A 20,101-nucleotide genomic window follows, 5' to 3' on the forward strand; every position below is an offset into this window, starting at 1 on the left:
ATAGAGACCAGAGAAATATCATCTCGTCCCAGCGTTGCAAGCGAACTCATGACACCTGAGTAACCTTGTCTTTGAGATTGATCATAATCCTCAATCGCGTGTAAGGAACTTCGGTTAGATTGAATATCTAGCTTTAAACGCGCTACGGCCGCCACTTTCTCGGGAGATGGAGTGTGGCTTTCAAGCTGTTTCTTCAAATCAGAAGATTGATCGCTGAGCATTTGAGACTGTTGTTTATGTACGTTTAACTCTGTTTGCAGTTGCAATGCGTGATAATGATAAAATCCACTGGTTAACAGTAAAATGATTGCAATAGCGCCCCAAGAGGCAACCACATTCTGGAGCGTGAAGTGCTGCTTCTTAGGGCGAAGGTGGTCAGGGTAAAGGTTGATATGCTCCGCTGAAACATTAACGGCAGCAAGCGCCAGGATCTCACCGGAGTTAACTGACTCTTCCGACAACGGTTTGACTTTAACGTTAAGCCGCTCATCAAGCGCCAACGCCAGTTCAACTTGATCCTCTTCGTCACAACACGTTAATAAGGTATGCAGTGGGATACCTTTAAGTTGTGAAGAAAGATAATCAATCGATCGCTGAAGCTCTAACGCCATCCCATCAAGCTGCAAGGCAGAGCTAGCGGTACCTGTTAATGGTGCTGCCACATTACGAATGGTTCTTTGAAAGACACAACGGCCTTGATGAAAGGCACTGATCTTATAACTGCCACGGACACTTCGTTGGAGCAATAAGCAGCTTTCTAATTCTGTAAAAGACGCTCCCCAGACGTCATCCTCGCAAAGAATCCCTCCCAGAGTACAGTTTTGCTTATCAAGCAGTTGTGTAAGCTCAGAAACAATAAAGCGATTGATCACATACGCTTGTATTTTATTGCCACTCGGCAAACTAAAGGCATCAGAAACAATCTCAGTAACTTTTTCTGAAACTAAATCTTTTAGTAAGAAAGGAAGAGCAACAGACCACTCTTCTTGTGGAATATTCGGCGTTTCAATCTGATAAGTTTGATACAAAGAGGAGTTCAACACGACATTGACGGACACCTCCGCAACAGCGTGTTCTTTAAAGCACCTGGCTAAAGCCTGTTGCCATGTTCCACTCTCAATGGGTACTTTCGATAATGAAAAAGTGGGATGCTGTGAAAAATAGATGGCATCTGGCTGCACTATCACCAATAAACTGGAGTGCTCACTTTTACTCGGTTTGAACCTTTCTATGAGTGACTTTATATTCATCCACGGATCACTTTAATGATTGTTTGAGTCCATTCTTCGCCAACGGTTTCTACGACCTGGCTTTATTTTATTTGATACTGTTGGTTTAACTTGTTCGTTTAGCTTAGTCCATACTTCTTCTTCTGTACCCAAAAGGCGCCCTTGCATACCGTGAACACCGAGCTCAGTCAAAGTTCTACGTTCAGCTTTTGTCTCAACACCAACAGCAATAACTTGGGTTTTTCCGCCACCACATGCACCAATAATACTTCGTACAAACAGCTGATTTTCATCTCGCTGATCAATGCGTTTGATTAAGCTTCTGTGTAATTTGAGATAATCAACATTAAGGTCTTTCAAATAATGAGTGCTGACGATTGTCCGGCCAGCCTGCCCAACAACCACTTTACAGCCCAAACCAGAGAGCATTCTAATCACCGGTCGCATGTAATCTAAATGCTTAATCAGACGACCTTCAACAAACTCAAAGCTTAGCTGTGCACGTGTTTTAGATGTCAGCTGAAGCAATTCCGTTCTCAGCCACTTAAAGTTATTTTTATCTGCAAAAGGAGTAACATGCAAGTTTACAGAATAGCATAGGTCAGAGGGAGTTTCTTTCACATATGTTATTGTTTTGCTAAGCATTGCACGGTCTAATTTGTGTTCATACCCCACTTGTTCGATCGCTGCATTAAATCTTGATGCTTTGAGCATTCCTTTGTCTGGGTCGCTGATGCGAGCAAACAACTCTTTATGGATAAGCTGTGGTTGATTGAGTTCGGATTGCAGATAGCATGACTGAGCAAATACATGAAGGTTTTCTGGAGTCAACGTTTGATCAAATAGCGTTCTCCAACGCACACTCCCACGCTCCTCCTTTTCACTCATCTTTTTACTAAATCGACTCCACGTATTCACATCTTGTAGTTGAGCACTTTTAAGAGCAATCTCAGCCTCATCCATGATCCTTCCCTGGTGATCGCCCTCTGTGTATTGGGTGACGCCAATATGACACCAGTTATCTTTGTCTAGTGGTGAAGGAGGAGATAACTTCTCGATTTGCCGTATAAAGCTATTCACTATATGAGTAACTTCTTTCCCGCTTTGATGGGGAACAAAAATAGCGAAATCAGAATTGTAGTAACGCGATAAGAGGACGTCAGGATAACGTTCGATCGCTCCATTGAGCGCTTCAGCTAAACGAACGATAAAATCATCACTGACTTTTTTGCCATTTAACGTAGTGACACCTTCCCAATCGTCAACTCGAAGTAATAATATTGAACCATTTGACCCACTTTCATGCAGTGCTGATTCCAACTTACTATCAAAAAGCACACGGTTCGCCATTCCAGTTAACTGGTCTAAAAAGGTTTGGGTTCGTATAAAAGTGTCGAACCGACTGCGTTCCTGTCGAGCATCTTGAAGTTCTTCAATCAAGCAATCCAGTGCCTCACTCGCCGTAAAGGGCCACTCTCTTACATCTCCTTTCGCGTACTGCTCAACGCGTCCAGCCAAGATCATTCGGCCTCGCTCCTCAAGCAATTCAGAACCCGACATCTGCTCTTTCAACCATCGAGTGCCCCGAATTAAACAAAACACAATTAAGCCAACGGCTAAACTTATCGTCCATAATGCACTGAAAGAATTGGTATAACCTAGGTATGGCGGAACCGCTTTAAACTGAATTCGGTATTCACTATTACGCTCTAACGCATACTCTCTGACATAGAGGCGGGCAGGATCGACACGTGAGTCTGTATCTTTAAAGCGATAAACAACGCCAGCGCTCGATGCGAGCTGCATTTCAACAATACGGGAGGCTTGGAGCATCTTTGGCATCCATCGCTGCATAGATTGCGCAGCTTCTGGGTCTTCCATCTCTCTATCAATGACGGTCACTATCCCATCTAAATAGTGATTAAGATATTCTTGCCCAATTTTCTTAAACGTGAGTGTTCCGCCAATAAATAAAATGAACATGGCGCTCACCACTATAATGGTGACAAACGAGACCAGTCGTGTGCTGAGTTTTAAGGTAGGGGTAAACCTCATCAATTTAGAATTCCTTTCTATATTATGTCAGCAGCCTAATTATCCATGGCTGATATTGAGAGATAAATCATTTACCTCTTTGTTCACTATATAAAAAAGCCGCGATATACGCGGCTTTTTTTAACAATTAATCCTCAGAACGGGATGTCATCGTCAAAATCCATTGGCGGCTCATTGTATTGAGGTTGAGCTGGCTGAGGAGCTTGTGTCGCTGGCTTATGCTGTTGCGGGGCCGATTGTGGCTGCTGCATTGCTGGCTGTTGTTGCTGTTGCATAGCAGGCTGTTGAGGTTGACCCCAATTATTATTCTGCTGCTGGTTCTGTTGACCACCGCCTTGTCCACGGCCACCTAGCAACTGCATTTGTCCTGCAGGCCACTGAACAACGACTTCCGTAGAGTAGCGATCTTGGCCACTTTGATCCTGCCACTTACGAGTTTGTAGCTGGCCTTCTAGATACACTTGAGAACCTTTACGAAGATATTCTCCAGCGATCTCAGCCGTTTTACCAAACAACACAACACGGTGCCATTCTGTTTTCTCACGCTGTTCGCCAGTCTGCTTATCGCGCCAAGTTTCAGAAGTTGCAACAGTAATATTTGCAATCGCACTGCCATTGGCGGTGTATTTAACCTCAGGATCTTGCCCAAGATTACCCATAATGATGACTTTATTTACGCCACGGCTTGCCATGTTCTGCTCCGTATAAATGATGTCTTTAAAAAATTTAAGAGCGGTAGGATAACATGCTTTAAGACAGGCTCAAATGAGATTAAAAGATCCACCACTCATCATTCTTTATTGACCACCTATAATGTTGATTTTTAGAGCCTCTTCAAAGCCTCCTCTATTGATAAACGTCTAAGTTACTCAACCATATGAAACAAGACGCAATTTATAATCACGACTCTCGGTAAAACTAGCCCATCCACCAAAATTGATTCAATTTAGTCATTAAAAAATAAGATAAGTTGAGCTAGGACAAAAATATGAAAAAGTCAGATTACACGAGAACCATTTATTTTCTATGCGAGGATAAACAGGCTGATTACCCAAAAGTACAAGAACTACAGAATTCTTTGTCTATTGAAATACCGAGAATTGAACCTGCAGACTTAATGGAAGCGAACCCTAAGCATCGCCATAAGATACTGCTCATCGATTTTCAAGCACATAAAATACTGCAGCAACAGGTCCGCAACTTACCGATTGCCGACAAAAACTTCGAGGTCATCATCTTCAACCTTAATAAGCGCCTCACTACTGATGAACTTCTCTATTTTGGTAACCTAAAAGGACTTTTTTATACCTACACAAATGTGGATGAAATCGTACGGGGATTAGAAGAAATAATAAACGGTCAAAACTGGTTACCTAGAAAAGTTACGAGCCAATTACTTCATTACTACAGGCATGTGATCAATAGCAATACGGCTCCTGTCATTGTGGATCTGACGGCAAGAGAGTTACAGATTTTACGCTGCCTACAAAATAGCTCTTCCAACATACAGATAGCAGATAGTCTTTTTATCAGCGAGTACACTGTAAAATCCCATCTTTATCAGATTTTTAGAAAACTCTCTGTTAAAAACCGAGTGCAGGCGATAGCATGGGCAAATCAGAATTTGGTGTCCTAAGTCTTGCTACAAAGTATGAATTCTGTACTAGATAATCCGTTGGTCATAAACCATTAATTAAAAGCGTGTTATCTTGACGCCAAATCATTATTTATACGGAATTTAAAAGGGTTTTTATCATGATTAAAAAGTGTCTATTCCCAGCCGCTGGCTATGGAACTCGCTTTCTTCCAGCAACAAAATCAATGCCAAAAGAGATGATGCCAGTGGTGAATAAACCATTGATTGAATATGGCGTCGAAGAAGCGATTCAAGCAGGCATGGACGGTATGTGTATCGTTACTGGTCGTGGTAAGCACTCCATAATGGACCATTTTGATAAGAACTATGAACTAGAGCACCAAATCAGCGGCACCAATAAAGAAGAGCTTTTGTTTAATATCCGCAAAGTGATCGACAGCGCAAGCTTTACCTACATTCGTCAACAAGAGATGAAAGGCCTTGGTCACGCAATTTTGACTGGTCGTGAACTCGTTGGAGATGAACCTTTTGCCGTCGTACTTGCTGATGACTTGTGTGTCAATGATCAGCAAGGGGTTCTTGCTCAGATGGTTGCACTGTACAAACAGTTCCGCTGCTCTATCGTTGCCGTGCAAGAAGTGCCAGAAGACGAGACGCACAAATATGGTGTGATCTCTGGTGAGATGATCAAAGATGATCTGTACCGCGTCGATGACATGGTAGAGAAACCAGAAAAAGGCACGGCACCAAGCAATCTTGCGATCATTGGCCGCTACATTTTGACGCCTGATATCTTTGAATTAATTGAACAAACAGAGCCCGGTAAAGGTGGGGAAATACAAATCACAGACGCACTGTTGAAGCAAGCTAAGTCTGGCTGTGTACTTGCGTACAAATTCAAAGGGCAACGTTTTGACTGTGGTAGTGTAGAAGGCTACATCGAAGCAACGAACTACTGCTTTGAAAATCTTTATCTAAAAGATGAGAAGACCGCTGAGCTAGGCAAACACTCAACACATAAAGAGTAGTTTGTTCAGGAGCGAAGAGTAAACTAAGGCCACTTTTGCTTTCTTGCACAAGTGGCTTTACTGTTTTTTTGTCCAGTATTTTCTTTGCACAATTCTCACACTATGTAATACTTGCAGCACTTAGTATTTCAACGAGTTTAGAAGATGGACACTATTGAAGTTCGCGGTGCACGAACCCATAACCTGAAAGATATCAACCTCACCATTCCGCGCGATAAATTGATCGTAGTGACAGGCCTATCTGGCTCTGGTAAATCTTCTCTCGCTTTTGATACATTGTATGCCGAAGGCCAACGTCGCTATGTTGAGTCTTTATCCGCGTACGCTCGTCAATTTCTATCTCTAATGGAAAAGCCTGACGTTGACCACATTGAAGGGCTTTCACCTGCGATTTCAATCGAACAGAAATCCACATCACATAACCCACGCTCAACGGTTGGTACGATTACTGAGGTCTACGACTATCTTCGACTTCTCTATGCTCGTGTCGGTGAGCCGCGCTGCCCAGAGCACAACACGCCTTTAGCTGCGCAGACGATCAGCCAAATGGTCGATAAGATTATCGAACTTCCCGAAGGTTCTAAAATGATGCTGCTCGCTCCTATTGTGAAAGAGCGAAAAGGTGAGCATGTAAAAACACTTGAAAACTTGGCTGCTCAAGGCTTCATTCGAGCTCGCATTGATGGGGAAACTTGCGATCTATCCGATCCACCAACCTTAGAATTGCATAAGAAGCACACCATCGAAGTCGTCGTTGATCGATTTAAGATTAGAAATGATCTACAGCAGCGTCTAGCAGAATCCTTGGAAACCACCCTCGAGCTCTCTGGAGGAATTGCCGTCGTCACACCGATGGACAATGATGGTGAAGAGATTGTTTTTTCAGCAAATTTCGCCTGCTCACAATGTGGCTATAGCATGCAAGAGCTCGAGCCAAGATTGTTTTCTTTCAATAACCCTGCTGGAGCATGTGGAACCTGCGACGGTCTTGGCGTTCAGCAGTACTTTGATGCGGACCGGGTGATACTCGATGAAAGCGCTAGCCTTGCCCAAGGCGCTATTCGCGGTTGGGATCAAAAAAACTACTACTATTTCCAGATGCTCACTTCACTAGCAGAGCATTATGGTTTCGACTTAAACACCCCATTCAAGAAGCTACCTAAAAAAATACGCGAAACAATATTAAGTGGATCTGGAAGTACTGAGATTGAATTTAAGTACATTAATGATCGTGGCGATATCCGCGTTAAACGGCATCCATTTGAAGGCATACTCAATACGTTAGAAAGGCGCTACAGAGATACCGAGTCGAATGCCGTCAGAGAAGACTTGGTCAAGTATATTTCCACCAAGTCATGTACAAGTTGTGACGGTACTCGCCTCAGAACAGAAGCAAGAAACGTATTCATAAATGATACTGCCTTGCCTCAGATTGTCGAATTCAGCATTGCTGAAGCTTTAGATTTCTTTCAGAACCTATCCCTCGAAGGACAACGAGGACAGATCGCTGATAAGGTCATGAAAGAGATTAACGACCGACTCCAGTTCCTAGTCAATGTTGGCCTTAACTACCTCAATTTATCTCGAAGTGCGGAAACACTCTCGGGTGGCGAAGCGCAGCGCATTCGATTAGCAAGCCAAATTGGCGCGGGGCTAGTCGGGGTGATGTACGTCTTAGATGAGCCTTCTATAGGGCTTCATCAACGTGACAATGAACGGCTCTTAGAAACACTGACACACCTTCGTGATCTCGGTAATACCGTATTAGTCGTTGAACACGATGAAGATGCGATTCGCCGGGCCGATCATGTCATTGACATAGGTCCTGGCGCCGGTGTTCATGGAGGACACGTGATAGCCGAAGGTACGATGGAAGATATCATCGCGACACCAGAATCTCTGACAGGCCAATATCTCAGCGGCGTTAAAGAGATTGAAGTACCAAAACAGCGAAGCAAGAAAAATGCGAAGAAAACCGTCGAACTGATCGGTGCAACAGGCAACAACCTAAAAGAAGTGACTTTATCTTTACCCGTAGGTCTTTTTACTTGTGTCACAGGCGTATCTGGATCGGGTAAATCAACCCTCATTAACGACACCTTCTTTAAAATTGCTCATACCGCTCTAAACGGTGCAACCACAGCCACACCCGCACCTTATAAAAAGATTAAGGGCCTAGAACATTTTGATAAAGTCATCGATATTGATCAAAGTCCAATAGGTCGAACCCCACGCTCAAATCCTGCAACCTATACTGGCATATTCACGCCAATTCGAGAGCTGTTTGCAGGCACCCAAGAGTCTCGCTCGCGAGGTTATAAAGCTGGGAGATTTAGCTTCAATGTGCGCGGCGGCCGCTGTGAAGCCTGTCAAGGTGATGGCATGATTAAAGTAGAAATGCACTTTTTGCCTGATGTCTACGTTTCCTGTGATTCATGTAAAGGTAAGCGCTATAACCGTGAAACCTTGGAAGTACACTACAAAGGCAAGAGCATTGACGAGGTTCTTCAGATGACGGTAGAAGATGCTCGAGCCTTTTTTGACCCAGTACCGGTGATAGCGAGAAAGCTTCAAACCTTAATGGATGTGGGTCTTTCCTACATACGTTTAGGTCAAGCCGCGACAACCTTATCCGGTGGTGAGGCGCAACGAGTCAAACTCGCCCGAGAACTCTCAAAAAGGGATACAGGTAAGACCCTCTATATTTTGGATGAGCCGACAACAGGGCTTCATTTCCACGATATTCAGCAACTGCTTACCGTTCTACATAGACTTCGTGATCACGGTAACACCGTCGTCGTGATTGAACATAATTTGGATGTAGTGAAAACAGCAGATTGGGTGATCGACCTTGGCCCTGAGGGCGGACAAGGTGGGGGTGAGATAGTCGCTCAAGGAACTCCCGAGTCTGTCTCGAAAGTCGAGGGATCTCATACCGCTCGTTTCCTTAAGCCTATGTTGAAATAGAAAAAAACGCTAAGATAAAGAGACCAGCAGTGACGCTGGTTTCTTTATATAGGATTTGTTTGAACATGGCTATATTGCATACGGGTGGCACTCGCTTAGAGCCTCACGCTCCTAGAATTCCACTCAACAAGCCCTTTTTAGGCTCACTTGCGGTTGTTTTTCTTGTCGCGATGCACTTCTTTATGCCAAATCCTGGCGGCTCTGGGTTAGCGCTTTCATTTAACCCTACAACTTGGTTAGCACTCTCCTTCACCTTTTCTATTGGCTTATATCAACTGGCGACCAACCAAACGTTACGCTACTCAAAACTAACACTAGGGCTTTTTGCCTGTTGCGTGTTGATGAGCGTTCCGCTTCTATACGGTAATGCAGACCCTTCTTCGGTATTGAGTCGATTAACCGGACTATGGCTAGGTTTATTACTGTTTGTTCTACTTCAGCAATTTAACTTTAGTAATAAACACAAGCAGAGGCTGCTGTGGTTCATTGTAATTGCCGTTTTTATCGAAGCTCTATTTGGCTTTTATCAATACTTATTCCTGCAACCTAACAATATCTTTGGCTATGACGCGATTAAAAATAGGCCTTATGGCATCTTTCAGCAACCAAACGTCATGGCCAGCTTTCTTGCGACAGGGTTAGTTGTTTCAGCCTATTTACTAGCAAGACAACCCAACAAATATAGCCAAAGAAGTGAAGCTGGTTTTCTTTGTCTGATTCCGTTACTAACGACACCGCTACTCATTATTATTGCCTCTAGAACTGGGTGGTTAGGTGCTGTTTTATCTATGGCACTTGTTTTACCCTACTTGTATAAGTATTCAACACCAAAACGGTTCGCAGCATGGATAAGTTGCTGCTTGCTGGGGATTGGACTTGGGTTTGCCGCTACACATTCTCAGGGCACTGAAGGACTGGTTTCAAGCAAAGCTCATTTAGATGGAGCAAGAAATTACATCTTTCCTCAAGCCGTAGACATGATGATTGAAAAACCATTTACTGGTTATGGCTATGGCAAGTTCGAGTCTGAGTACATTCTTTATACCGCTCGACAGCATCAGTTAAATTCTAACTATAAGCCTGGCTTGCCATCGATGGATCACCCTCACAATGAGCTACTGTTCTGGGGGGTAGAAGGTGGATTAATCCCAATCATAGGGATTCTTCTTGCAGCAGGTCTAGTGTTAGCGCGAATTTACTATGCAAAAAAGGGAACACGCTTAGCCATGTTCGCCTTATTCGTTCCTATCGTTTTACACTCTCAATTAGAATACCCGTTTTATCATTCAGCGATTCACTGGATCACCTTCATCTTACTGCTGTTCTGGGTTGACCAACGCGTGGCGAACTATAAAAAAGTAGGCTTTAGCCGTATAAGCAGAAGTACAATACGAGTCTTTAGCCTCATACTGCCCATAGTCATGAGTTTTTATATGGTAAGCGCGCTGCATTCAAACTACGTATTGACACAATTTGAACGCTCGTCTCCAAGAGACCCTCAGCTGTTAAGCCGAGTGACAAACCCCGTTGTTTGGAAAGATCGTTTTGATTGGGATATTTACAGTACCTATCTCAATATCGGCCTACATGAACAAGAACCGGAACTGATCCAACCCTATATTGCCTGGTCACTCGAGATCATTAAGTCAAAGCCAAGGCCTGCATTTTACAGCAATCTTATACTGGCCTATCAAGGTTTAGATGATAGCAGTCGAGCAGAGCAAATTCGCGCAGAAGCACAATACCTATTTCCTGAGAACGACTTCAGCGAGATTCAATATAATCCAAAGCCAAGAGAGTCTTCGGCGAACTCGAGTGAGAGTGACATTTCTGGAGAATAATCCATTACACTCCAAACAAATTAAAAAAGGGGCTGATAAGCCCCTTTTACAATCTTTACTTTCAACTCTACTGTTGAAGCGTTTCTTCTAGCGCTCTCAAGCATAACGAAACATTTTCATTGCGAGCCGCATAACCCATTAAACCGATTCGCCACGCTTTACCAGCAAGAGCCCCCAGTCCTGCGCCTATCTCAAGATTATAGTTTTCCAATAGTGCTGAACGAACCGAAGCGTCGTCCACACCCTCAGGAATATAGATCGCATTCAGTTGTGGAAGTCGACTTGCCTCATCCACAACAAATGTGAACCCCAAACTCTCCAATCCTGAGCGTAACTTCTGATGCATATCTGCATGGCGCTTCCAAGCATTCTCTAAGCCTTCATTTTTAAGCATGAGCAGTGACTCATGAAGGGCATATAAGCTATTGACTGGTGCCGTATGATGGTAGCTTCGTTTACCCTCGCCACTCCAATAGCCTAGGACTAAGCTCTGATCCAGAAACCAGCTTTGAATTGGGGTGCTGCGCGATTGAATTTTCTCTATCGCCTTAGCAGAGAATGTAACTGGTGATAAACCAGGGACACAGGATAGACACTTCTGGCTTCCTGAATAAACAGCATCTAGCTTCCACTCATCCACTTTCAGTGGCACACCACCAAGAGAGGTCACCGCATCGACGATGGTTAATGCGCCATTCTCAATTGCGATTTGGCTCAATCGCTGTGCATCAGAAAGCGCACCCGTTGAGGTTTCTGCGTGAACGAAAGCCAGTATTTTAGCGTCTGGATGTTGATTGAATGCCTGCTCGACTTTTTCTGGGCTAACGGGCTTACCCCATTCGTCATCAACAACGACGGCCTCAGCGCCAGCACGTATGACATTTTCACGCATACGTTCACCAAACACGCCGTTTCGGCAGACGATAACTTTATCACCAGGCTCGATGAGATTAACAAAACACGCTTCCATCCCTGCACTGCCCGGCGCAGATATCGCGATAGTGAATTCATTCTCTGTCTGAAACGCATACTTCAGTAGCTGTTTTACCTCATCCATCATCCCAATAAACAATGGGTCGAGATGGCCGACGATCGGGCGACTTAAAGCTTGCAAGACTTGAGGGGAAACATCTGATGGCCCTGGCCCCATCAAAACTCGATGTGGCGGGATGAAACTCTGAATTGGCATAAACGCTCCTTGTATACAAAGATGTGAACAAATAGGTTAATGCAATTATCAGAGCCGAGCAATGTGCTATCAGTCTAGTGTGACTACCGACAACTTTCTTTGCTCTCGTCACTCCAATAAATGCGACAACAAATATCCGTTGACTTTCTCGCCGCAAAACCGTTCAATGTTGGTGCTTTATGCAGAAGAGGAGCACTGCCCAGGCAGATAGTTTGTGGAGCCTTATTTCCAATACACTCTATCAATGGGGAGCAGTGCCGAGATAAACCTAACGTAAGGGTTATGTTTATCGGTTAAGTGGGCTGAATCCCCTTAACTGTCACTGGCACCGTCTAGTGATGAGCTTCTGAGGTCACCTTTCTAGTCGAACCTCTTTTTCGCTCAACTATTCTCTTCACTAAAGGACATTAGGTTTTTTGAACCTGTTTATTTTTACTAGGAAGTCTTGGGAGAAATGCCGTGAGCGCATTCAATGTCGCCAAATTTGGTGGAACCAGTGTTGCCAACTTTGAAGCTATGAGCCGTTGTGCCGCTATTATAGAAAACAATCCAGAAACGAAACTTGTCGTCAGCAGCGCATGTTCAGGCGTAACAAATCTGCTTGTTGAGCTTGCTAATGGTGTATCGAATCACGATCACCGTAATGAAGTACTGCAAAACATAGCGGCGATCCATGACGCAATACTCGCGAAGCTAAACAACTCTACAGAAACGGCGGCTGAGGTTTACAAGATCTTAGACACCGTGACAAGCCTTGCGGAAGCGGCCTCTATTCAATCAAGTACCAAACTCACCGACCACCTCGTCGCCTGTGGTGAGCTTATGTCAACGCACATCCTTGCACAGCTTATGCGAGAACGAGGCATCAATGCCGTACGCTTTGACATTCGTGAAGTACTCAGAACCGACTCCACGTTTGGCCGAGCAGAGCCGCAACTCGATACCATTTCTGAATTAGCGACGGAGAAACTGGTATCACTTTGCAAAAGTCATGTTGTGATTACACAAGGCTTCATTGGCTCTGATGTAGATGGTAATACAACCACATTAGGTCGAGGCGGCAGTGACTATAGCGCTGCGCTCATTGCCGAAGGTGTGCAAGCTTCAGGGCTTGAGATTTGGACAGACGTACCGGGCATCTATACGACAGACCCACGAATTGCATCGAAAGCAACACCAATTCCTGAAATCAGCTTTAGCGAAGCATCAGAGATGGCCAACTTTGGTGCCAAGATACTTCACCCATCAACCTTGGTTCCAGCTCTTCGTCATGATATCCCAGTCTTCGTTGGCTCTTCAAAAGAGCCAGAAAGAGGTGGAACTTGGATTCGTCACCATGCGGAAAGCTCTCCTTTGTTTAGAGCACTCGCATTACGCAGCAACCAAACCATGGTTACGCTGCGCAGTGCCAATATGTTTCATGCCTATGGTTTTCTAGCCAAAGTATTTGAAATTTTGGCAAAACATAAGATCTCAGTCGATTTGATCACCACTTCTGAGATCAGTGTTTCTTTGACTCTCGACCAAACAGATACTGCAGGGGGCGCTCCTCAACTTCCTGAACAGGCTCGTATTGAGCTAGAAGAGTTATGCCATGTCGAAGTTGAACATGACCTTTGTCTAGTCGCTTTGATTGGTAACAATATGAGTGAAAGTAGAGGTTATGCGAAGCAGGTATTTGGCACACTTGAAGACTTTAACTTACGCATGATTTGCTACGGTGCAAGCCCACATAACTTGTGCTTTCTACTCAATGAATCGGTGGCCAAATCAGCCATTCAGAAACTTCATACTGAGTTGTTCGAATAAAAATAAATTCGTCGGAGTGCAGCCTTCTTGCCTGCACTCCATTTATCTCACCGTATACGGCCAACAAATCCACGGCTCGCACTCTACCAAGCATGTTTTCTCTTCCCCGCGTTGGACAAACTTTTCTTACCTACATTTAACAATTACTGGTTGCTATTTCTTTAGTCAACAACGACCATCTAGGTAACATTTGGTTACACTTAGGTTTTTCATGTCTAGTTATTATGCACTCTGCTTTCTGTCGACAGCAGCCATGCTTATTGCCTTTATCAATAATAAAATAGGTAAAATGCAAACCACCATTGCCATTACTGCTGGCGCTATGGTGGTATCACTGATTGTTCTATTTGCAGGGCAATATAACTGGTTCCAACTTGCTGATTTATCGACATCGACGATAGCGAGCATCGACTTTGAGCATTTTCTTTTAAAGGGGATTCTAGGGTTTCTACTGTTTGCAGGGGGGTTGGGCATTCATCTCCCCCACTTAAAAGATCAAAAATGGGAAATTACTGTTCTTGCTTTAGGTGCAACTCTCTTTTCGACCTTCTTCATTGGTGGCGTTCTCTACGGCTTTTGCTTGCTAATAGGCGTTCAGCTCGATCTTGTTTATTGCTTACTTTTTGGCGCTCTCATCTCTCCAACGGATCCCATTGCCGTGCTCGCAATAGTAAAAAAACTCGACGCTCCTGAACGTATATCGACTCAAATCGAAGGCGAGTCACTGTTTAATGATGGTTTCGGTCTTGTTGTTTTTGTTACCTTGTATACGATCGCTTTTGGCAACGAAGCACCAACAGTATCCAGTGTTGCATTGCTCTTTTTCCAAGAAGCCATCGGTGGTATCGCTTATGGACTCGTTTTAGGCCTGTTTTTCCATTACCTGATTCGTTCCACTAACGACCACTCTATGGAGCTGTTGCTCACTATTTCCATCCCAACAGCTGGCTACGTTTTAGCAGACGTCATTCATGTTTCAGGCCCGCTTGCGATGGTGGTATCCGGAATAATGATTGGGAATTGGACGAGATATGTCGGATTTTCCAAGGATAGTGAAGAGCATTTGGATAAGTTTTGGGAGTTAGTCGATGAACTTCTTAATGGCGTGTTATTTCTGCTTATCGGTATGTCGATGCTGCTCTTTCAATTCCACCAAGAAGACTGGATATTAATGGCGTTCTCTATCCCTTTAGTTTTAGTGGCACGTTATCTCAGTATTTTCTTATCTTATGTTGGATTTCAACGCTTCCGCTCTTACAACCCTTGGTCGGTGAGAATACTCACTTGGGGCGGATTACGTGGTGGTCTCGCCCTTGCAATGGCGCTCTCTATTCCTTCTGGAGTATGGGTGATTCCCGAAAAGATTATCGACGTAAAAGAGATCATCTTGGTGATGACCTATTCTGTCGTTGTATTTTCTATCTTAGTTCAGGGTTCAACCATTACACCCATGATAGAAAAAGCGAAAGCGGCCGAGCTTGATGGTAGTAAGACGGTAGAGTGATAATAAAAAGGGTTGCCAATTTGGCAACCCTCTCCACAGTATTAACCTGTTAGTTAATGTTCGGACCTAGCCATTTCTCTGCTTCAAGAATGTCCCACCCCTTACGTTTGGCGTAGCTCTCCACTTGATCTTGCTGGATCTGCGCAATGGCAAAGTAGCGGCAATCAGGATGAGAGAAATACATTCCCGATACTGACGCCCCTGGCCACATCGCGTAGCTAGTCGTCAATGACATATCGATCGCCTCTTCAACGTTCATCAATTCCCACAGCGTGCCTTTCTCTGTATGCTCAGGACAAGCAGGGTAACCAGGTGCTGGGCGAATACCTTGGTACTTTTCTCGAATGAGATCATCATTACTAAGATCTTCATCTGGCGAGTAACCCCAAATATCTTTACGCACCTCTTTATGTAGGTATTCGGCAAACGCTTCCGCCAATCTATCCGCCACGGCTTGAATCATGATCGCGTTGTAATCATCACCGTTAGCCTTGTATTCATCGGCAAGTTCACGCTCACCTATCCCGCCTGTCACAGCAAAGCCACCAATCCAATCGGCCTTACCGCTTTCTTTAGGCGCAATGTAATCAGACAGACAGTAATTAAATCCTTTCGGTTTTTGTGTTTGCTGACGTAGATTATGGATGACTTTTAGTACTTCAGTTCTTGATTCATCGGTGTAGACTTCAATGTCATCGCCAACACTGTTTGCAGGAAATAGGCCACAGATAGCGCGTGCCTCAAGGAGTTTTTCCTTCTCTACTCGATCAAGTAGGTCATTCGCATCTTTAAAGAGGCGCCTTGCTTCCTCACCCACTTCTTCATGATCCAAGATAGCAGGGTATTTACCCATTAAGGTCCAAGTCATGAAAAATGGTGTCCAATCGATATATTGACGTATCGTAGCCACATCAAAGTCTTGGAACGTGTGAATGCCAGGCTTGGCAGGTTTAGGCGGAGTATAATTGGCCCAATCGATATCAACTCTGTTCTCTCGAGCTTTCTCTAGCGTGATTGGTTTCGTTCTAGGCGTTTTGCGATTGTGTTGATCACGAACGCGTTCATAGTCTAAATCCAGCTTTTCAATAAAAGCAGGTTTGAGTTCGTTAGAAAGAAGTGAAGTACACACGCCTACCGCTCTAGAAGCGTTATTAACGTAAACAACAGGCTTTGAGTAGTTCTGCTCTATCTTCACCGCTGTATGGGCCTTAGAGGTCGTCGCGCCACCAATGAGTAAAGGAAGATCAAACCCTTGACGTTCCATTTCCTTAGCAACATGCACCATTTCATCGAGAGAAGGGGTAATCAAACCTGATAATCCGATAATATCTACATTTTCTTCCTTTGCGACTTTAAGAATTTTTTCACATGACACCATCACGCCAAGATCAATAATATCGTAGTTATTACACTGCAAAACGACCCCTACGATATTCTTACCAATGTCATGTACATCGCCTTTTACTGTCGCTAATAGTATCTTACCGTTGCTCGAGCCAACTTCTTTAGAGGCGTTGATGTAAGGTTCAAGATACGCAACCGCCTGCTTCATTACTCGAGCAGATTTCACCACTTGTGGAAGAAACATTTTACCTTCGCCAAATAGATCGCCGACCACATTCATACCATCCATGAGAGGTCCTTCAATCACCTCAATCGGGCGGGCAGAGTTGGCACGCGCTTCTTCGGTATCTTCAACAATAAAGTCAGTAATGCCTTTAACAAGTGAATGCTCGAGGCGCTTCTCAACAGGCCATGTTCTCCATTCTAAAGCAGACTTGTCTTCAACCTTTCCGACCGCGCGCTCCAAATACTCAGTAGCGATATCAAGAAGTCGTTCGGTAGAGTCGTCACGCCGGTTAAGGACAACGTCTTCAACAGCATCTCTCAGATCTTCTGGAACGTTATCGTATATCTCTAGTTGACCAGCGTTTACGATCCCCATATCCATGCCGTTTTTGAAACAATGATATAAGAACACCGCATGTATCGCTTCACGAACGTAGTTATTGCCTCGGAAAGAGAAGGAGACGTTTGATACACCGCCTGAGATCATAGCGTGTGGCAGATCGCGCTTAATATCACCAACCGCCTCAATGAAATCAACTGCATAATTGTTGTGTTCATCAATACCTGTTGCGACAGCAAAGATATTTGGGTCAAAGATAATATCTTCTGGTGGGAAGCCAACCTCATCCACAAGTATGTTGTACGCGTTAGTACATATCTCTAGTTTACGCTCTCGAGTGTCTGCCTGCCCAACTTCATCAAAAGCCATAACGATGACGGCAGCGCCATAGCGTCTTACTAATTTAGCTTGCTCTAAGAATTTCTCTTTTCCCTCTTTCAAAGAAATAGAGTTAACAATCCCTTTGCCCTGAATGCACTTCAAGCCCGCTTCGATCACTTCCCACTTTGAAGAGTCGACCATAACAGGGACTTTAGATATTTCAGGCTCAGATGCACAGAGATTTAGGAATCGAACCATGCATGCTTCTGCATCCAGCATGCCTTCGTCCATATTGATGTCGATAATCTGCGCACCGTTCTCTACCTGCTCTCGGGCAACACTTAACGCTTCATCGTACAGCTCTTCTTTGATAAGGCGCTTAAAACGTGCAGAGCCTGTTACGTTAGTTCGTTCACCAACGTTAACAAACAAGGATTCTTTGGAAATAGTTAAAGGCTCAAGTCCAGAAAGACGACAAGCGACGGGGATATCGGGTAGCTGACGAGGTTTAACACCTTCAACGGCTTCAGCCATTTGGCGAATATGTTCAGGCGTTGTCCCACAACAGCCGCCAATTAGATTTAAGAAACCACTCTCGGCCCACTCTTTTACATGCTCTGCCATGTCTTCTGGAGAAAGGTCGTACTCACCGAATGCATTGGGTAAACCGGCATTAGGGTGCGCCGATACACTGCATTCAGAGATCCGAGACATTTCACTCACGTATTCACGCAGCTCATCTGGACCCAGAGCACAGTTCAAGCCAAATGAAATAGGGTTAACATGTCGAAGAGCATTATAGAAAGCTTCTGTAGTTTGGCCTGATAACGTTCGACCAGAAGCATCGGTAATCGTGCCTGAGATCATCACAGGTAACGTAATACCCATTTCTTCAAAAACGGATTCAACAGCAAAGGAACAGGCTTTGGCATTCAAGGTATCAAAGATGGTCTCAATCAGAATCAAGTCTGAACCACCATTGATTAATGCACGTGTAGATTCAGAGTAAGCTTCTACCAATTCATCAAAGGTAACATTACGGAAGCCGGGATCGTTAACATCAGGAGATATTGTACAAGTTCTATTGGTCGGGCCTAAAACGCCCGCTACATAGCGTGGTTTTTCAGGCGTTTTTTTTGTCCACTCGTCTGCAACTTCTCTCGCTAATTTTGCAGCTTCAAAGTTAATTTCTTCACTCAGGCTTTCCATATCATAGTCAGCCATAGCGATGGTTGTTGCATTGAATGTGTTTGTTTCTAGAATATCAGCGCCAGCTTCTAAATACTGGGCATGAATGTCTTTTATCATTTGAGGCTGACTAAGCACTAACAGGTCATTGTTACCTTTAAGATCACAATGCCAATTAGAGAAGCGCTCTCCACGATAATCACTTTCCTCAAGTTTGTAATCTTGAATCATGGTGCCCATACCACCATCGATTAACATGATTCTTTTCTTTAATTGCGCTTCAATCTGTTGCTTTACATTACTTCCCACAGTACAGCCTCATTCCTTTTATATTGCGTACATCCTACCACAGTCTATACAGCTGTCTAGACGTCCAAACAACCATAGCGTGATTCACTTTATTTTTTTTCTACCTGGTCGTTATATCTTATAAACGCAGTACTGTATATGTGGCAAAACGCAATGAAATCAGATAATGAATCGAAGAGAAAATACACTCGTTGGTATTTCTGGCTCCCACAGGAATCATTTGACCGTCAGACCAATGGTTTAGCAGTGAAAATCTATCAAAGAAATTGGTTCAAGAGGAAATTGGCACATGCCGTTATTAAAGATATTAGTCATGGTGGCGCAGGAATCTTAGTATCGAAAAGAGTACTCGTTCCAAATGAAATAATTATTCAGATTGATAGTAAGAAAGAGTTTTTGGCTGAAGTTGTATATCAGCGTAAAGAAGGAGAGCAGTTTAAATTTCTCGGCGTTACATGGATCGATGACAACGATGATTTGATTCTAGAGTTAATCAGGCAAGTACAACATGTGACTAATCAAGAAAGCCGATCGACTTCGACATAAATATCACCAGAATAACTAGGGTTTTAAACACGTAAAAAACCGGTCGTCAACTACATACTTTCAACATTTGAATTTTCTTACTCTATAGAGAATCGAAAATAATTTATTTTGTTTGGCTCGATCGATACATTCAGAATTGAACAGACTTATTACGTTTATCTAGCCGGAGCTCACTTCCACCAAGTTTTGTGAAGCGGCAGGGCAAGGATAAAGAATTTTAGCCAGCCCTAGATTCAACAAGCTCTGTATTCATTGTTTATATTTAAGCTTGAATGGAACGGTTCAGTTGACATTAGAGCAAACTAGGGCTCTGGCAACAGATGTTAGCGTTTCAGTGAAAGGCTTTATTGTTAAGGTAGGTCATTTATACCGAATAAGAGCCATCGAAATTAAGAAGGGTGAAATAGCATTTGAAGAACTGAACTTCGTAAAGATGGCTTTTAGGAATAGAAAGCCTGGCTTCCACAAGTGAAGTTTCTAATCGTCATGGGTGTGAATGCTGAAGAGTGAGCTAAATTAGATAGGTACTTTGTGCCGCTGATGAGTGTATTCCACCCAAAACAAAAAGGCCTCAGCGTATGCTGAGGCCTTATGTATAAGTGGCGGAGT

General features: G+C 43.8%; 12 protein-coding genes and 1 riboswitch. Of the genes, 7 read left to right on the plus strand and 5 right to left on the minus strand.

Annotation, left to right across the window (positions count from 1 at the left end):
• The 3 genes from BCU12_RS22655 to BCU12_RS22665 form a co-directional block, all read right to left on the minus strand.
• A partial coding sequence (locus BCU12_RS22655; RefSeq protein WP_102406994.1) for an MSHA biogenesis protein MshI occupies positions 1-1,250 on the minus strand: 1,250 nt, incomplete at its 3' end.
• A gap of 12 nt (positions 1,251-1,262) precedes the next feature.
• Positions 1,263-3,284 carry an RNase E specificity factor CsrD gene (gene csrD, locus BCU12_RS22660; protein WP_102406996.1) on the minus strand — a complete coding sequence of 674 codons (2,022 nt, stop codon included), beginning with the start codon at positions 3,282-3,284 and terminating at the stop codon, positions 1,263-1,265.
• A gap of 134 nt (positions 3,285-3,418) precedes the next feature.
• Positions 3,419-3,976 (minus strand): single-stranded DNA-binding protein, encoded by a 558-nt coding sequence (locus tag BCU12_RS22665; RefSeq protein WP_102406998.1) that lies wholly within the window; start codon positions 3,974-3,976, stop codon positions 3,419-3,421.
• 296 nt (positions 3,977-4,272) lie between these two features.
• Between BCU12_RS22665 and BCU12_RS22670 the strand changes: the two genes are divergently transcribed.
• From BCU12_RS22670 to BCU12_RS22685, 4 genes are all read left to right on the plus strand, one after another.
• Positions 4,273-4,920: a LuxR C-terminal-related transcriptional regulator gene (locus BCU12_RS22670; protein WP_102407000.1), complete on the plus strand. Its 648-nt coding sequence runs from the start codon at positions 4,273-4,275 to the stop codon at positions 4,918-4,920.
• Between the two features lie 119 nt (positions 4,921-5,039).
• Complete coding sequence (galU, locus tag BCU12_RS22675; protein WP_102407002.1) at positions 5,040-5,909, plus strand: UTP--glucose-1-phosphate uridylyltransferase GalU; 870 nt, start codon at positions 5,040-5,042, stop codon at positions 5,907-5,909.
• 144 nt (positions 5,910-6,053) lie between these two features.
• A complete protein-coding gene (uvrA, locus tag BCU12_RS22680; RefSeq protein WP_102407004.1) occupies positions 6,054-8,876 on the plus strand; it encodes an excinuclease ABC subunit UvrA in 2,823 nt (940 codons plus the stop codon).
• A gap of 65 nt (positions 8,877-8,941) precedes the next feature.
• Entirely contained in the window at positions 8,942-10,717 is a 1,776-nt protein-coding gene (locus BCU12_RS22685) for a PglL family O-oligosaccharyltransferase (protein WP_102407006.1), read from the plus strand.
• A gap of 67 nt (positions 10,718-10,784) precedes the next feature.
• Here the strand turns inward: BCU12_RS22685 and BCU12_RS22690 are convergent, their stop codons facing one another.
• Positions 10,785-11,906, minus strand: a complete 1,122-nt coding sequence (locus tag BCU12_RS22690; RefSeq protein ID WP_102407008.1) for an alanine--glyoxylate aminotransferase family protein — start codon at positions 11,904-11,906, stop codon at positions 10,785-10,787.
• Between the two features lie 177 nt (positions 11,907-12,083).
• A riboswitch (Lysine riboswitch) is annotated at positions 12,084-12,260 on the plus strand.
• A gap of 105 nt (positions 12,261-12,365) precedes the next feature.
• Here BCU12_RS22690 and lysC point away from each other — a divergent pair.
• Both lysC and BCU12_RS22705 read left to right on the plus strand, forming a co-directional pair.
• On the plus strand, positions 12,366-13,715 hold the full coding sequence (gene lysC, locus BCU12_RS22700; protein WP_102407010.1) for a lysine-sensitive aspartokinase 3: 1,350 nt from the start codon (positions 12,366-12,368) through the stop codon (positions 13,713-13,715).
• A gap of 211 nt (positions 13,716-13,926) precedes the next feature.
• Complete coding sequence (locus tag BCU12_RS22705; protein ID WP_102407012.1) at positions 13,927-15,219, plus strand: sodium:proton antiporter; 1,293 nt, start codon at positions 13,927-13,929, stop codon at positions 15,217-15,219.
• Between the two features lie 49 nt (positions 15,220-15,268).
• On the opposite strand, the gene metH is transcribed toward BCU12_RS22705, so the two are convergent.
• A complete protein-coding gene (gene metH / locus BCU12_RS22710; RefSeq protein WP_102407014.1) occupies positions 15,269-18,946 on the minus strand; it encodes a methionine synthase in 3,678 nt (1,225 codons plus the stop codon).
• A gap of 153 nt (positions 18,947-19,099) precedes the next feature.
• Here metH and BCU12_RS22715 point away from each other — a divergent pair, with 153 nt between their 5' ends.
• Positions 19,100-19,492, plus strand: a complete 393-nt coding sequence (locus BCU12_RS22715; protein WP_157939901.1) for a PilZ domain-containing protein — start codon at positions 19,100-19,102, stop codon at positions 19,490-19,492.
• Positions 19,493-20,101 lie beyond the last annotated feature (609 nt).

Source organism: Vibrio sp. 10N.261.55.A7 (genome assembly GCF_002877365.1).
Classification (GTDB): Bacteria; Pseudomonadota; Gammaproteobacteria; order Enterobacterales; family Vibrionaceae; genus Vibrio.

Excerpts from the sequence above, each read along its gene's own strand:
- BCU12_RS22705 (WP_102407012.1), top strand. The coding sequence starts at position 13,927 with ATGTCTAGTTATTATGCACTCTGCTTTCTGTCGACAGCAGCCATGCTT.
- BCU12_RS22690 (WP_102407008.1), bottom strand. The coding sequence starts at position 11,906 with ATGCCAATTCAGAGTTTCATCCCGCCACATCGAGTTTTGATGGGGCCA.
- uvrA (WP_102407004.1), top strand. The coding sequence starts at position 6,054 with ATGGACACTATTGAAGTTCGCGGTGCACGAACCCATAACCTGAAAGAT.
- BCU12_RS22670 (WP_102407000.1), top strand. The coding sequence starts at position 4,273 with ATGAAAAAGTCAGATTACACGAGAACCATTTATTTTCTATGCGAGGAT.
- galU (WP_102407002.1), top strand. The coding sequence starts at position 5,040 with ATGATTAAAAAGTGTCTATTCCCAGCCGCTGGCTATGGAACTCGCTTT.
- BCU12_RS22665 (WP_102406998.1), bottom strand. The coding sequence starts at position 3,976 with ATGGCAAGCCGTGGCGTAAATAAAGTCATCATTATGGGTAATCTTGGG.
- BCU12_RS22715 (WP_157939901.1), top strand. The coding sequence starts at position 19,100 with ATGAAATCAGATAATGAATCGAAGAGAAAATACACTCGTTGGTATTTC.
- BCU12_RS22685 (WP_102407006.1), top strand. The coding sequence starts at position 8,942 with ATGGCTATATTGCATACGGGTGGCACTCGCTTAGAGCCTCACGCTCCT.
- csrD (WP_102406996.1), bottom strand. The coding sequence starts at position 3,284 with ATGAGGTTTACCCCTACCTTAAAACTCAGCACACGACTGGTCTCGTTT.